The organism is Rhizobium sullae (assembly GCF_025200715.1).
GTDB lineage: Bacteria > Pseudomonadota > Alphaproteobacteria > Rhizobiales > Rhizobiaceae > Rhizobium > Rhizobium sullae.
Genome location: NZ_CP104143.1, coordinates 280,024 through 294,780, shown reverse-complemented (window position 1 = coordinate 294,780; position 14,757 = coordinate 280,024). Strand labels below are relative to the sequence as shown.

At 58.9% G+C, this 14,757-nt stretch carries 15 protein-coding genes; all 15 read right to left on the bottom strand.

Annotated elements, in window-relative coordinates; translation table 11 throughout:
• Positions 1-3: 3 nt before the first annotated feature.
• The 15 genes from N2599_RS01480 to N2599_RS01410 all read right to left on the bottom strand — a co-directional run bounded on the left by N2599_RS01480 (position 4) and on the right by N2599_RS01410 (position 14,627).
• Entirely contained in the window at positions 4-756 is a 753-nt protein-coding gene (locus N2599_RS01480) for a flagellar biosynthetic protein FliR (protein WP_027509901.1), read from the bottom strand.
• Entirely contained in the window at positions 753-2,840 is a 2,088-nt protein-coding gene (flhA, locus tag N2599_RS01475; protein WP_027509900.1) for a flagellar biosynthesis protein FlhA, read from the bottom strand. The genes N2599_RS01480 and flhA overlap by 4 nt, the downstream gene beginning before the upstream one ends.
• 89 nt (positions 2,841-2,929) lie before the next feature.
• Complete coding sequence (fliQ, locus tag N2599_RS01470; RefSeq protein ID WP_027509899.1) at positions 2,930-3,196, bottom strand: flagellar biosynthesis protein FliQ; 267 nt, start codon at positions 3,194-3,196, stop codon at positions 2,930-2,932.
• Positions 3,197-3,271: 75 nt separating this feature from the next.
• Positions 3,272-3,697 carry a flagellar hook assembly protein FlgD gene (gene flgD / locus N2599_RS01465; RefSeq protein ID WP_027509898.1) on the bottom strand — a complete coding sequence of 142 codons (426 nt, stop codon included), beginning with the start codon at positions 3,695-3,697 and terminating at the stop codon, positions 3,272-3,274.
• Positions 3,688-4,137 carry a flagellar biosynthesis repressor FlbT gene (gene flbT / locus N2599_RS01460; protein WP_027509897.1) on the bottom strand — a complete coding sequence of 150 codons (450 nt, stop codon included), beginning with the start codon at positions 4,135-4,137 and terminating at the stop codon, positions 3,688-3,690. Before flbT ends, flgD begins: the two co-directional genes overlap by 10 nt.
• Positions 4,134-4,481, bottom strand: coding sequence for a flagellar biosynthesis regulator FlaF (gene flaF, locus N2599_RS01455; protein WP_027509896.1), 348 nt, complete (start codon positions 4,479-4,481; stop codon positions 4,134-4,136). Before flaF ends, flbT begins: the two co-directional genes overlap by 4 nt.
• A gap of 36 nt (positions 4,482-4,517) precedes the next feature.
• The gene (locus N2599_RS01450; RefSeq protein WP_027509895.1) at positions 4,518-5,564 is read right to left on the bottom strand and encodes a flagellar hook-associated family protein; all 1,047 of its coding nucleotides are present in this window, start codon (positions 5,562-5,564) and stop codon (positions 4,518-4,520) included.
• A gap of 3 nt (positions 5,565-5,567) precedes the next feature.
• The gene (flgK, locus tag N2599_RS01445; protein ID WP_027509894.1) at positions 5,568-7,064 is read right to left on the bottom strand and encodes a flagellar hook-associated protein FlgK; all 1,497 of its coding nucleotides are present in this window, start codon (positions 7,062-7,064) and stop codon (positions 5,568-5,570) included.
• A gap of 19 nt (positions 7,065-7,083) precedes the next feature.
• Positions 7,084-8,385, bottom strand: coding sequence for a flagellar hook protein FlgE (locus N2599_RS01440; protein WP_027509893.1), 1,302 nt, complete (start codon positions 8,383-8,385; stop codon positions 7,084-7,086).
• Between the two features lie 130 nt (positions 8,386-8,515).
• Positions 8,516-9,187 (bottom strand): transcriptional activator Rem, encoded by a 672-nt coding sequence (rem, locus tag N2599_RS01435; protein ID WP_027509892.1) that lies wholly within the window; start codon positions 9,185-9,187, stop codon positions 8,516-8,518.
• Positions 9,188-9,468: 281 nt separating this feature from the next.
• Positions 9,469-10,032 carry a transglycosylase SLT domain-containing protein gene (locus tag N2599_RS01430; protein WP_027509891.1) on the bottom strand — a complete coding sequence of 188 codons (564 nt, stop codon included), beginning with the start codon at positions 10,030-10,032 and terminating at the stop codon, positions 9,469-9,471.
• Complete coding sequence (gene fliK / locus N2599_RS01425; RefSeq protein WP_027509890.1) at positions 9,974-11,422, bottom strand: flagellar hook-length control protein FliK; 1,449 nt, start codon at positions 11,420-11,422, stop codon at positions 9,974-9,976. The genes N2599_RS01430 and fliK overlap by 59 nt, the downstream gene beginning before the upstream one ends.
• Before the next feature lies 1 nt (position 11,423).
• Positions 11,424-12,728 (bottom strand): chemotaxis protein MotC, encoded by a 1,305-nt coding sequence (gene motC, locus N2599_RS01420; RefSeq protein ID WP_027509889.1) that lies wholly within the window; start codon positions 12,726-12,728, stop codon positions 11,424-11,426.
• Between the two features lie 4 nt (positions 12,729-12,732).
• A complete protein-coding gene (locus tag N2599_RS01415) occupies positions 12,733-13,992 on the bottom strand; it encodes a MotB family protein (protein ID WP_027509888.1) in 1,260 nt (419 codons plus the stop codon).
• Positions 13,989-14,627, bottom strand: a complete 639-nt coding sequence (locus tag N2599_RS01410) for a hypothetical protein (RefSeq protein ID WP_027509887.1) — start codon at positions 14,625-14,627, stop codon at positions 13,989-13,991. The genes N2599_RS01415 and N2599_RS01410 overlap by 4 nt, the downstream gene beginning before the upstream one ends.
• Positions 14,628-14,757 lie beyond the last annotated feature (130 nt).

The following is a 14,757-nucleotide window of genomic DNA, read 5'->3' as shown; positions in this document are numbered from 1 at the left end:
ACGCTACCTTCCGATGAATACGCTCGGGAAGGACTGCGCGTACTGGCTGATCAAGGCGGCAACCGCAAAATAAAACAGGAACAGGCCGCCAAGCAGCATGTAGGGCGTCGAGATGAAATAAACCGGAATCTGCGGCGCCAGCTTGTTGATGAAGCCGATCGAGACGTTGAACATCATGCTATAGATGAGGAACGGGCTTGCGAGCCGGAGCATGATGTAGGTCGTCGATTGCAGCGTATCGGTGAGCGAAATCAGATTGGCGCGCATATCTGCGATGCCGCCGAAGGGCATCGTCGTGTACGAATCGATCAGCGCCCGGAACACGACGTGATGGAAGTCCATCATGAAGAGGATCATCATTCCCGCAAACGTAATGAAGCCGGAAAGACTCGTTTCCACCGAATCTTCGATGATATCCGACGCCCCCGGCGAGGTGTATCCGACCATCATGGCGATGATGCTGGCGGCGAACTGAAAGCCGAGCGTGTAAAAACGTGCCAGCAGGCCGTACATGACGCCGATCAGCGATTCGCTGACGATGAGCCCGATATAGGTCGCGCCGGTATTGCTGACTGCCGGATAGACCGTATCCCAAAGAACCGGCAGCACGGCGATCGACAGGCCGCCGGCAACAAAGACTCTCAGCAATTCCGGCACCCGCGCTGAAGAAAAGCCCGGCATCACAAGGATACAGCCGCCAATCCGGCAGAAAACCAGAAAGAGCGCCAGGACAGTCCCCTGCGGGTCGGAAATCATGAAATAGAGCCCAAAATCTTTATCTCGATGCCCTTGGCAAGTTCGACGTGCGAGAGAACCGGAAGCGTGGCGAACAGCCGTTCGATGATCATGCGCACATAGGAGCGTGTTTCCGGCGACGTGACAAGGGCGAACGGCAACCCGCGATCCATGAATTCACGGATAACCTTCGTTGCCTGCTCGCTGAACTCCTCAAGGCTGCGCGGGTCGATGTCGAATTCGACGACCTCGCCTTTGTTGTCGCGCTTGAGCGCCTGGTGGAAGGCCATGTCCCATTTGCTGCCGAGCCGCAGGACGCGCAATACGCCGTTGTCCGCCAGGTCTCCGCAGAGCTGCTGTGCCATGCGGATGCGCACATGCTCGACGATCTGTTCCGTCTTTCGGACATGTGGAGCAAGCTCGGCCACGGCTTCCAGGATCAGATGCAGGTTGCGGATCGAGACGCGCTCGGCGAGCAGCAGTTTGAGGACGGCCTGCAGGCCCGAATAGGACATATGCGAGGTGCAGATCTCGTCCGCGAGCTTCTTGTATTCGGGATCGAGACGATCGATCAGCACCTTCACGTCCTTGTAGGATAGAAGCTGAGGCAGGTTGTTGCGGATGACCTCGCTCATGTGGGTGAGGACCACCGAGACGTTGTCGATCGGCTGGAAGCCTTCGCGTTTCAGGTCCTCCGCGAAAGCCTCAAGAATGGAAACCGCAGGCATACCGAAGGCCGGTTCGCGGATTTCGTCGCCGGGAATGCGCGGCTTGCGACCGGAGCCGGTGACGACCAAGACTTCGCCGACGCGCAGTGCGTTCGACGCCACCGTCGTGCCGTGGATGCGGATCTGGTAGGACTTTTCGGGAATGTTGATATCGTCCGTGACCTTGATCTCCGGAACGACGAAACCGTATTGCGTCGCAAATTTCTTGCGCATCTTGCCGACGCGGAAGGCGAGTTCCTGATGCGCGCCGAGGAGGCGGGTCGACACCATCTTGCCGAGCGCGAGTTCGATTTCCGAGGTGCGCAAGACCGATTTGACGGAGTCCTTTTCGAGCTCTTTGGTCTGAACGACCTTCTTTTCCTCCTGCTCGCGGCGGACCTTATTTTCCGCTTCGATCTGACGCGGGATGAACCATGCGCCGAATGCCATAAGGCCGCCGAGGGATAGGAACGGAAGCATCGGCAGGCCGGGCATCAGACCCAGGACTGCCATCAGCACGGCTGAGACTGAAAGTGCACGCGGATAACCGCTCAGCTGATTGACGACGGCCTGGTCCGTCGAGCCAACGGTGCCGCCGCGTGAAACGAGAAGGCCAGCGGCCAGGGAGACAATGAGGGCCGGCATCTGAGCGACCAGACCGTCGCCGACCGAAAGCTTGACGAAAACATCGGCTGCTTCGGAGATCGGCATGCCATGGCGGAAATAGCCGATGATGATGCCGCCGAAGATGTTGATGGAGGTGATGATAAGGCCGGCAACCGCATCGCCGCGGACGAATTTGGAGGCACCGTCCATAGCGCCGAAGAAGGAGCTTTCCTCTTCCAGCTCCTTGCGGCGGCGTTGCGCCTCCTTCTCGTCGATGATGCCTGCCGAAAGATCGGCGTCGATCGACATCTGCTTGCCGGGGATGGCGTCCAAGGTGAAGCGCGCGCCGACTTCAGCAATACGCGTTGCACCCTTGGTGATGACGATGAAATTGATGGTGATCAGGATCAGGAAGACGATCAGACCGATCACGAAGTCACCGGACATCACCAGGCTTGCAAAGCCCGCGATCACGCCGCCGGCGGCATCATGTCCCTCATTGCCATGCGAAAGGATCACGCGCGTCGTCGCAATGTTCAGCGACAGCCGCGTCATGGTCGCGATCAGCAGGATGGTCGGAAAGGACGAGAATTCGAGAGGCTTCTGGATCCAAAGCGCAACCATCAGGATCAGAACGGAAAACGCGATCGAAAATGCTAGCCCCAGGTCGATCAGAAATGGCGGAATCGGCAGGAAGAGTACGCAGATGATGACCATGATGCCGAGGGCAAAACCGACATCGCGTAAGCTTGGAGCAGATTTCGGAAGAGGTAGTGCGGGTGGTTGCGCCATTTCGATTCCGTCTCTTCATGAGAGGAGGCAGGTACAGCCCTGCCCAATACGGATCGAGAATTAACCGGCGAAGCTTGCGCGAAGGTGGTTCAGAAGCCGGACTGGATGCGCGAGAAGACCATGTCGGTGAAAATGGAGATCTGAGAGCCCACGAACGGAGCGGATATGCCAACGGTAATGAGAACGGCGACAATCTTCGGAACGAAAGTGAGCGTCGCTTCCTGAATCTGCGTCAGCGCCTGGATCAGCGCGATGACGAGGCCGACGATCATTGCCGCCGCGACGGCGGGACCGGCTGAGATCAGAACGGTCCAGATCGCCGCCTGGAAAAGGTCGAGTGCATCGGCTTCATTCATCGTCAGGCAACCTCATATCGCCTTCCGGTCCGCCCCGCAGAAGACGGACCGCTATTATGTTTATTGCAAGTCAGTTCAAGACGACGTGTCTGTCGCCGGCGCTTTATCCGCGAGAGTGATTCCCGCTTGTATGAGAATACTCTTCCCGTCCGTCGTCGTCGCGATAATTCCGTCGGAATACACCTTGACTGAGGCGACGGTGCCTTTGACGGTGCCGTCGGCGCTTTCCATGTACTTGCCGATATAGCTGCCTGCCTGGGTGAGGCTGGAGCTTGCGAGCAGCGTGTCCAGTTTCGTGTTGGTCTGGATCGTCTGCTCGACCTGCGAGAAGCTCGCGAGCTGGGACATCTGTTCGCCGGCGTCCATCGGATCCGTCGGATCCTGGTTCTTCATCTGTGCGATGAGCAGCTGCAGGAAGTTGTCGTAGTTGAGCGTCGCCTTCTGCTGTGCAGTCGTCGTGGTCGACGTCGTGCCGACGTTGGAGACGCCATCTACCGCCATGGGGCGATCTCCTTGCGGATCTGCTCGACCATCGCCGGATGCATTTCCTGGTTGTTCAGGATACCGTCCTCGATTGTGTAGAGCGCGCGGATGGCCTTCAGGGCATCGAATGCGCGGCCCGTCGAGACGAGGCCATCGATGCGCTTCAGTTCGGCGAGAACCTCCTCGTTCTTGAAGCAGGTCAGCAGCATGGTGATCGACTTGCGGAACATCGTCGTCGACTGCTCCTTGCCTTCCGGATTGATCAGGATCATCTGCGCGATGAAATAGAGCTGGCGCAGCGGCGTCGTGGCGTCTTCCGGCTGAAGAACATGATTTTCAAGAAGAAATGTCACATCATTCAGGAACTCCAGCGCGACCTTGCGGTCAACGCGCAGGACCGCGCCGTTGATGAAGATCCTCTCTCCGGCTTTAAGCGAAATGCGAAGTGTACTTTTCATTTAAGTCCATCCCTGATGATGGTGGTAACGTCGATAATGCCTTGGTAGTTACTTGACTGACGTCGCCTGATCTTGTCGCATTCCTTCAAAATCCAGATTGCGATCGAAATCAGGTTGGCCCGCAGCTCGATCTCGAGCTGATTGTCGGGGTGCTTGAGATCCTCGACAAAACTCACCCAAACACGCCGGGTGTAGAACAGTGCCTCAACGGATTCCCGGCTGTACTTTTCCTTGTCGCGCGCCAGTGAGAGCAATTCGATTGACCGGTCGAGAACTTGCCGCTCCCGCTCTTTCGCGTCGGTCACCGAGTCTTGCATGACCTCGGCATAAGAGAATTGATACATTCATGCATCCTTCTTTGTATTGCGCGCCTTTGATCATCAAAGGTAGTTCACGAGACTCAGCTGCTGTATTTTCGAGACGATCGTGTAAGCCGTTTCCAGCTGCGTTTCCAAAGTCTTGACGAGGGTCGAAGCTTCCGCCGGATCGACACCCTGGAGGTCCACAACCTTGTTGTTGATGATGGCAGCCTGAGCATCGAGAGCGTCGTTCGCTTTCTCGACACGCTCCTGCGACAGGCCGAGCTGGCTCTGTTGCGATACGAGGCCCGAGGTTGCCTGTGCGGCATAGCCGATGGCGCGTGAGGAAACCGCGTCCATGGCGTCAGTGGAAAGACCCTGGTCGATCAGCGCATTCGTCATGACTGTCGCCATTGCAAGGTAGCGCATGCCGTCGGAATTGGCGTTCGTGGACGAGGTGATGACTTCCGAGTTGCTGATCCGGCTCGTCATGTTCTGGTCGGAAGCCTTGGACCAGCCGGTGGTCGGATTCGTCCACGCGGCAGCGCTGAACATCGGCTCCACGGTGTTGGTCATGAAGGTATTGATTTCAGCCGCCGACAGCGCGCTGACCGGCTTGCCCAGCCCGGTTGCATAGGAGTTCAAATCGGTGACGATCTGCGCCTCGACGGTCGCGCTGCGATCCGTCAGCGGCGGGACATCCGTATTGATGCCGGAAAACAGGTATTCGCCGTTGGTGATCATGTTCCCGGAGTCCATCAGCTGCGAAAGTGCCGCTGCCGAGGACTGGAGGGTCACGGTGATGGCAGTCGAGGCCTGGCTTCCCTTGAGCGCTGTCAGGTTCTTGACCAGAGCGTCGCTGGCCTTCTGCATATCGGCCAACCCGCTCTGGGACATCTCAAGACGAAGATTGACCGTCGAGTTGCTGTCCTTGAACGAGGAGATACGATCAAGTTCGCGCGCGTAGTTCACGCTCTTGGCGGCGTCGATGCCGAGCGACACACCGATATCGGCGTAGGTCTTCGTCGTCGCTTCGATCGAAGCCTTGACCATCTGGTTCTGCGACTGGCGGATCGTCAATCGCATGGCGTTCTGAATGGCTGAACTAGAAATAAAAGAGCTCTTCATGGCTTAACTCGCTATATCCAGCAATGACTTCAACATTTCATCGACGGCGTTCAGAATCTTCGTCGCCGCCTTGTAGGATTGCTCGATGTCGAGAAGCAGCGTCAGTTCCTCGTCCAGGTTGACGCCGGTCTCGTTGGAATAGGCTTCGTCGGACCGGGAATACGCTGCCGCGGTGTTCTCCGCAGCGCCGCTTGCGTCGCTGCGGTACTGTTCGAACCAGCCGATCGAGTTCGACGAGAAATCCATGATGCTAACGTTCGAATCGATGCCCGTTGCCGAGTTGAAGCCGATGACGCCGGCGCCTGGATCGAAATCCATCTTGGCGCCCATGGCCGTGTAGAGCTTGTCGAGCTGCGCGGTGTACCCGCCGTTAGCGGCGGCATTCTGATTGAAGGCGGCGCCGTTGATCGAACCGTCACGCAGCTTCATCGGATCGCCGCCCAGAGAGGTCACCACCGCCGGATTGACCGAGATGGAACCGGCAATGCCGTCGATGATCGTGGCCGTCGTCGGCGTTCCGCCGGCAGCACCGCTCGGCAAGGTCCAGGTAAAGAGACCGGGCTGCGTGCTGGTTGCAGTCGTGTTCGTTTCCGAAAACAGGGCGACGAGGCCTTTGGCGATTTCGTCGAGCTGGGATTGGAATGTCGGTGCGACCTCGTCGCGAAGTTGGAGAAGCGCCTGGAGACTGCCCTGCGCCGACGTCGTACCGCCAGAACCCTTGCCGAGCGCCACGCCATCGATGTAAACGCCGTTGCCGTCGGTGGAGGCGCCGTAGCTCTGGGTCGGCTTGAACGTCACCGTGCGCGGAACGGTCTCGAAAAGCGTCACCCCGTCCGAGGTGTAGAGCACCATGTCATTGTTATCGCGCGTAACAGTGGTGACGCCCACAATCCCCGAAATCTGCTTGAGCAAGGCATCGCGCTGATCGAGCGCTTGCGACGGATCGGCACCGGAGGACGTGGCGGACTTGACGGCGTTGTTCGCGGTCTCGAATTGCGCCAGCAGCTCATTCAGCTCCTCGACGGAATTCGCAATCGATTTGTCTGCATTCGTCCGCACCTGCTGGACGGCGCTGGTTGCATTGTTGAGCGAGTTCACGACGTCCTGTGCTGCCGTGATCGCCCCCTGGGCCGCGATCGTGCTGTTCGGCGCGGCTCTGAATGCACTAAGCTTGTCGCGGAAGGCAGTCAGATAGGTGGAGGGTGCGGTCTCGTATGCGTTGCCGCCGATGACCGACTTGATGTCCTCGAGACCATTCAGAAGGGTCTGCTGCGCACTGTCCTGAGAATTGCTCTTCAGATACTGCCGCAGAAGAGCGTCCTCCTGCGCGCGGTTGATCTTGACCACCTGCGCGCCGTTCAACGAGGTGGTGAGCATCGCCTGCCGACGCACATAATCCTTGTTGCCGGCATTGGCGATATTGTTCGATACGACGCTGCTCTGAGCGCCCGTATTGTTGAATATGCTCTGTGCCGTATTAAGTGCGGAAGTGAGCGACATGGCTTAGCCGTTACCTTACTTATCTCTTGAGGTTGACGAGAACGTCCATCAAGTCCGAACCCGTCTGGAACACTTTCGAGTTTGCCGTATAGCTGCGCTGCGACTCGATCATTTCCGTCAACTCGCCAGCCATATCGACGTTCGAGCCTTCGAGAGCGCCCGACTGAATCTTGCCGAAGCCGCTTGTCTGCGGGAAGCCGGTCACGGTGACGCCGGACCTGCCGTTCGCAGAATAGACGTTGCCGGACATCAGCGTCAGCAGATCGGGGCTTGGAACCGTTGCGAGTGGAATTTGGAAGATCGGCTTGGTGCTGCCATCGTCATACTTGGAATACACCACGCCATCAGCGTCGATCGTAATGTCGATCGGAGAATTCGCGCCCTGTCCGTCCACGTTGCCAGTGCCGGAGAAGGTGTCGCCGACCTGGGAAAGATCGAGGCTCATATTGATGGTGAGACCCGTCACTGGATCGATGATGTCCGTCGCCGCGGTATGCGTTGCATCCGTCACCATCTGCCCCGAGCTGTTGAAAAACACGCGCTTTACGTCAACCGCAGCAGAGGAGTATGGGAAGGAGCTCGTACCAGTCGCGGCCTTGTCGGCATTGCGGAATACGGCCATTTCCCATTCATAGGTGGAGCCAGCCGGCGCGCCGGCCGCAAGCGGAACCTTCGTGAAGTAGATGTCATACATCACCTTGCTGCCGAGCTTGTCATAGGTGACGATCGAGTATTTCTGCGTATCGGACGTGGCCGTTGCGAGGTTTGCGCTCGGTGCGGTTGCTGGAGCCGTGAGAATCGGCGAACCTGGCTTGAGATTGCCTGTCCACGTCCCATTCGCCGTCGGAACGGCTTCCAGCTTCTGGTCACCAAGGACATTGATCGGAACGAGGCCGTCGAAGCCGTTGACGACGACAGCCGGGGCGGACGAACCGTAAGGATAACCCATCAGCGTGTAGCCTGCCGAGTTGACGAGGTTGCCTTCGTCGTCCTTCGTGAAGTCGCCGGCGCGGGTCAGGACCGGCGTGCCGTCGGCGCCTTCCACGATGAAGAAGCCGTCGCCGGAGATGGCGAGGTCATAACCCGAAGTCGTGTAAGAGATGTCGCCCTGATCGGAAACAGCCTGACGGACGGACGTCTGCACACCACCGGAATTGTAGTTGCCTGCCGTGGACGGCAGGACGAGGGAGGAGAAAGCCGTCGAGACGGCCTTGTAGCCCGTGGTGTTTGCGTTCGCGATGTTGTCGGCAACGGTGCTCAGGCGGTTTGCCTGTGCATTCATGCCGGACACTGCCGTCTTCATGCTGCCAAAAATGCTCATCTGAAAACCCCGTTTTCCTTGATAGCTTGGAGAGTATTTGGCGGGCCTTGCGTGAAGCTGTCTGTAGCGGAGCTGCCGGATCGAAATATTGAAAGGCACGTTTCCGCGAGCCGGGCCCGCCGCTGAAAAATCAGTTCCAGTCGATGCAGTAGCCAAGGAAGCGCTTCGAATCGATCGGGTCGACGCTGAGCTTCTTGCGCAGCTTCTTGCGCAGCTTGGAGATATGGCTTTCAACGACGTTTTCTTCGACTTCCTCGTCGAAGATGCCGTAGATGGCATTGAATATCTGGGTCTTGGTGACGCGGCGGCCGCGATTGGCGATCAGGTATTCCAAAATGCGGCGTTCGCGGCGGGGAAGTGCAAAGACTTCGCCGTTGATTTCCGGATCGCGGCCGTCCGAAAAGACGCGGATCGCGCCGATATCGGTGTGGGTCGAAATCGCCTTCAGGCGGCGGCGGATAGCAGCAGCGCGCGCCAGGATTTCGCGGGGGTGGACCGGCTTGCGGACAACGTCGTCGACGCCGCAATCAAAAAGTGCAAGGGTGTTTTCGAGCGAATGCTGGTCGCTGACCGCGATCACCGGCGCCTGGGAGCGATCCCTTATCGCCCGCGGCAGCTCAAACATTTGCTGACCTTGGCCGATCAGGAAAGCTTCGACGGCCGCTATATCGGAATCCGCCGCCGTTTGCACCCACTCGCCAAATTCGCCTGGATCAAAGCCGGTTGAGGGAATGCCCTCCCGGCCAAATAATGATGTGTAACCATCTTTCACGAGCTCACGCTCATCAACCACTACGATCATTCGTCCGCCTCCGAATCAGTGTGGCACCTCGATGATCTATGGGTACGAATCGCACGAATCTGGGACAAGCTGCTGGAACTTAATGGCAGGAATTAATAGTTGATTAAGAATTGGGTCCCGATTTGATCTATATGTAGTATGCCTTGTCGGTTATGCACACAAAAATTTCGTGAAAAAGTTAACAGGCGGTAAATTAGTCCTTGTGCATCCAATTTTCGGCCAATTCCTGCCACATTATGGCACGATTCCGTTTTGTTCACGGTTTACTATTTTTGATTGCATCAGTTCCGGCAGAAGTTACTCGCATTGGGAGTCCACTTGCCATAGCCAGTGGCGACCAAATTGGCGATCACGCGGCAGACATACCGCTTCTGCGCAGGGTCGTTGTTCGGTCCGGCGTGGTATCTCGCTACCGCCATCGTCCAGGTTTCATGCCGGTCATGAAGATTACGGAGGAACTTCGCCGCATATTCGACATTGCGGTGCGGGTCGAACATGGCTTCCGCTGAGCTGAAATTCTCTCCATGAAAGTAATGGTTGATCTGCATGCAGCCGATGTCGATGAGCTTGGCTCCGCTTTTGCGCGCCGAGTAGAACTGCATCATGGCGTCCTGCTCGGACGGCGGGAAGACTGCCTTGCCTTCTATATTGAGCGCAAAAGGATAGAGCGACCCCTTGCGTCCGGTCTCCGTCAGGCCCACGGAATAGAGAATGCCTTCCGGTATGCCGTATTTGGCGGCAGCGGATTGGATTTCGTTTTCGCAGGCTCCGTTGGAGGCGCTCGCCTCAGAGGTAAACGCCGCCAGGAGTACTGCCGCCAATGGCGCCAGAAGCAAGATCTTCAACATCGGTCCCCCCTGCATCGCTGAAGCCTCCATTGCCGCGCTGTGCCGTCTGAGTGTGGCGCTCGCGTGCTTCACCGCCCTGCCCTTGCTGCAGAGATTGCTGCTGGGAAGACTGCTCTTGCGCATTTGCCTGGTTGCCCGCATCCGGCTTTTCGACCGGCGCCATGCTGATGGTGACGTTGTCGATGGCATAGCCCTGGCTGCGGAGCGCCTCGACGATCTTGCCATGGTCCTCCTTGAGCTGCCTATAAGCCGCACCGGTTTCGACCTTCAGATCGACGTTCAGGGCATCGCCGGAGAGGCGCATCGTTGCCGTCACAAGGCCGAGGTCGATCGGCGTCATCTGGATCTTGAGGGTGTTAACCACCTTGCCAGTGCTCGTCCATTCGGCGGCATTCGAGAGCGCGGAGCCCGGCTGCATTGCGCGCGTCCACTCGCTGTCACCGAGGATTGAAGCAGTCACGGATGCGGAATTCTGCGCGATGCCGATATAACGGCGTGAATCGAGAACCGTGACGTTTTCGATATCGGTCTTCGCCTTGCCGGCGGGCGCTTCCTGATCAGCACCGATATGGATGTCCATGGACTCGCCGCGGCCGTCGGCGCGGCTCAGACGGAACGTCTTGCCGTCGAGATTGGCTGCGCCATCAACGGCCGGCATCTGCGCGTCGTCCTTGCCGGCGCTGATCGCTGCCAGGGCATCGGCCGCGGGCGCGATACCGGTGTCACGGCCATGGAAGTTGACACCACCCTTCTCCTTGCCAGCGCTATCGTCCTTCGCATTCACGTGGACCGCCGACAGGAGTGCCGCAGGGAGTGCGGCAACGGAGGTATCCTTGTTCAGAAGCCCAAGCGCATCGGCGGCAGAGGTCGTGTCCGAGAGCGAGTCTTCATCGTCTCCGGCCGTACTCTCCAAAGCTTTCTCCGGCTTGGCGCCCTTTGCAGCCTGCGCTTTCGCGTCTTCCACGACCTTGCCGGTATCGCCCTTGGCGCGGAACTTCACCGAAGCCGTATCGACGCGGCCCTTTACCTGTTCGTTGCCGGATTTGCCCGTGGCAGTCGCAATCGTCTGCGGCTGCTGCACCGCGGCCTGTTGCTTCAAAGATGCGTCACCGAATGCGATCATCGGTTTGCTGCGGGCACGCTCTCTCAGGTTAAGAGCGACGATATCGGCGGCGCTTTCATCGCCGGCTGCCTGGGGGGCTTCGGCCGTGGATGTCTTTGCGGTCTCGTCGCCGGTGTTTTTTTGAGAATTGCTTCCCGCCTTGGATAGCACGTCCGAGAAGCCACCCTTGCCGGCGGCGTCGTCCGTTGCTGCGTGGCCATTGCCTCTAGCAGGCTGCGGCGCTTCCGTTGCGGCCGCTCCGCTCAAAACGTTGATATCGATCATTTCAATTGCTCTCTTGGCTCAAGAGACCGTCGATTTCATCGAGTTTCGAACGGCTCGTCGTCACAAAGGATTTGAATGACGGGTCAGCCTCCTGCTTCGCGCCGTCCGGCATCAACGCCGGCGCCGCCCCATCGTCAACAGGCTCGGAGGGCGCCGCAATCTGTGCGGGTTGCGATCCGCCTACCGCAGAAGCGGCGGCCTGTTCAGAAGTGATTTCTTCATTAGAAGGTTTAGATCCGGACGCTTGCGTCAAGCTTGCCGGATCCGGTGGCTGCAACACCTGTTCCGCAATTGATTTGGCCGCAGCGCGTAGCGCGCGGTCGCGCGGGGAGAGCTCACTGTCGGCAACGCTGCTGATGCTCTTTGCGGCAGCGTCCACGTCAGGCGTGGAGACAGACGCCATGTTGCCGTAAAAATCTGCGAGCGCGCCGAGCGCATTGTTCGCATCACCGGCAAGCGATTGCGCATATGCGGCCGCCGTCCTGGCAAGCTCCGCCTTGCCGGCAATGCCGGCGGCGCGTGCAATGCGAAGATAGACCTCGCGCCGCCGTGGCTCGTCCATGAAGGAGAGGATGCTGACGACATCCTCCGTCTTCACCTGGTTATGGTCGACGATCAGCTTGACGAAGAGATCAGCGAACTGGCTTGCATAAGGCGAATGGAGGAAGCGCCGCACAAAGCGCTGCGAATAGGCAAGCCCCTTGTCGACGAGGCCAGCCTCTACGCAAATCGCCACCGAGCGGCGGAGGGCTGCTTCCTCGACGATGGTACCCGGCGCGGAAAGCCGAGCCTGGTCGTAGAGCTTCAATGCTTCGTCAGGACTCCGCGCCACCATGACATTGCCGCCGACAAGAGCGAGATAGGGGCCGATTTTCTTGTCGCGATATTCGTTGGCAGTATCAACCAACGTCTTTGCGACGAGCAGACCCTTGCCGCTCAGGTATTTGCGCAGGACATCGGTTACGCGACTATCGAAATAGCCGTTCACATCCCGGGCGATGAGATATTCGAGCGTCGCTGGATTGCCGCCGCTCATGGCATAGACGAGGGCCGCATCGACATTGCGGTCATCATCGAAGATCGAGGCGTCGGCAGAACGCAGGCGCTGGTCGATCGTACCGAGCATGAAGCGCTGCATCTCCGCCGCCGAATGGTCGCCAAGGGCGACCGAATCCTGCACGAACTGCAGCGAGCGCAGCATCTTGTGCGGTGCCAGGCTCTCCTGCTCCTCACCCGCAGCGACGGCCGGCGAAGCGATCGCCAGTCCGAGAGCCAGGAGAAGATGCCGGTGCTGCGGGCGCGCCATGAGACTATCCTTGATCTGCCTGAACCAGGATTTCGATACGGCGGTTGGCGGCGTTGAACGGATCGTCGGGAAGCTTCAGCCTGCGATCGGCGAAGCCGGAAACCTGGGAGACGCGCTTCTCGTCCACTCCGCCGCGAACGAGCATGTAATAGGCTGCCTGCGCGCGATCCATCGAGAGACTCCAGTTCTCGTTGTCGGCGCCCTTGTATTGACGGCCGTCCGTATGGCCACGGATCACGACTGCGCCCTGACGGCTCTTCAGGATTTCGCCGATCTTCTCCATCACCAGCACCATTTCCTTGCGCGGAACGGCGGACCCGATGTTGAACATGGAGCTGTCGCTCTGATCAGCGATGCTGACGAGCAGCCCGCCTTCGGCTGCCGTAACGGTCAAGCCCTCTGCAAGCTTGCCCGCAACGCCGCTGATCTGCTTGGCGATCTGCTGCTGCAGTTCTTCGGCCTGCTTCTGTTCATCGCCAAGCTTCTGCACATCGGCCGGCGACGGGTCGCCGGGTTTCCGTTCGTCGGCTGCGTCCGGCTTGTCTTGCGGTTCGCCGGCGGTGGCGGACGCCTGATTCGAGGTCGCGGGCTTCATAGCCTCCGCCTTGGCCAGTTCGGTCGCATCGGGTTTCTTCTCTGGGTCGGCCTCGCCGGCTGCGGCCTGTTCGGCCTTGTCCGTTTGTGTGACCTCGACCTGCTTCGTCCAGAAGTCCGGATCGAACGGATCGCGATATGCTTGGCCACCATCCGCACCGGTTGCAGGGCCGGAATCGCTCGCTCCGCCCTCGCCTTTCGCGCTGACATTTGCCTGCTGGCCGACTTCCTGGGCGATTTCAGCAAGGACCGAATAGGGATTCTCGAAGAAATCGGCTTCGGAGTAATTCGTCTGGTCGCCCGAGGTCGATGTCTGATCGTCGCCATTTGCTGCGGACGCACCCTTGGTAGGTTCGTCCTCCTTCTCCTTCGACTTGTCCTGCTTCTCCTGGCCATCGGCCTGATCGACAGGCTTCTTCAAGCCCCTTTCGGTGGGCTTTTCATCGGCGAGTTTGATCGGATTGAAATAGGTGGCGACCGAGGCCTTGGTTTCCTCGTTCGCCGCGTTGACCAGCCACATGACGAGGAAGAACGCCATCATCGCTGTCATGAAGTCGGCATAGGCGATTTTCCACGCACCGCCATGTGCGCCGTCATGATCGCCGCCGCCGTGCCGCTTGACGATGATGACTTCGTTCCTGCCGTGGTGGTGGTTTTCGCTTTCGCTCATTCAAGAACTTTCTTCAGGCTGGCAGACCAGGCGGAAATGCGCGTGACCAGCACGGAATCACCAACTTCAACGGCAAGATCGACATCATCGCTCTCCTGATGACGCAACAAATCCGGCCTTTCACCCATTTCGGCCTTCAGTAATTCGAAGAGCCGCACCGGCCCTTTGACCGTCATTGAGCCTGCCGCGCCTTCCGAAATCGCTTCGCGCAACAAGGTCGCAAGACTTGAGACCGCCTGAGCCGCGAGCGCTTCCGTCAGCACCGGCGCAACCGCCTTTGCGGTCGCCGCGCTCACGAGATTTGCGACCTCGGCGGCGATCTCATCGAGACGGCGCGCAATCACAGCTGCCGTCTCTTCTTCGTGTCTTGCCGTCAGCTCTTCGATCTCGCGCTGGTGCACAAGAGCGACTGTCTGAGCCTCCAGCTCGTATTTTTCCGTCAGCTCGACTGTTGCCGCGGCATAGCCCTCGCCATAGGCCACGCGGCGCTCGGCTTCGAGATCGACCGGAGGTTCTTCCGGGATGTCCGGCAAGCCGCCGAAGACGTCATCTGCGAAACTGTCCTTGTCGACCGGCGGCGCGGCAGGTTTCGTCTCACCGAAGTCCTTCAAATACCGGGAAAGCATAGCGCTCATCAAAACCACCCGGCATCTGCAATCAATTCCGACATGCGCGCCCCGCTTGCACGAACCAAATCCTCACGCCGGCAACGAACACGAAGGCATTCTTCAGCCCTCGGCACAGGTCACAGCGTCTCTTGTTCAG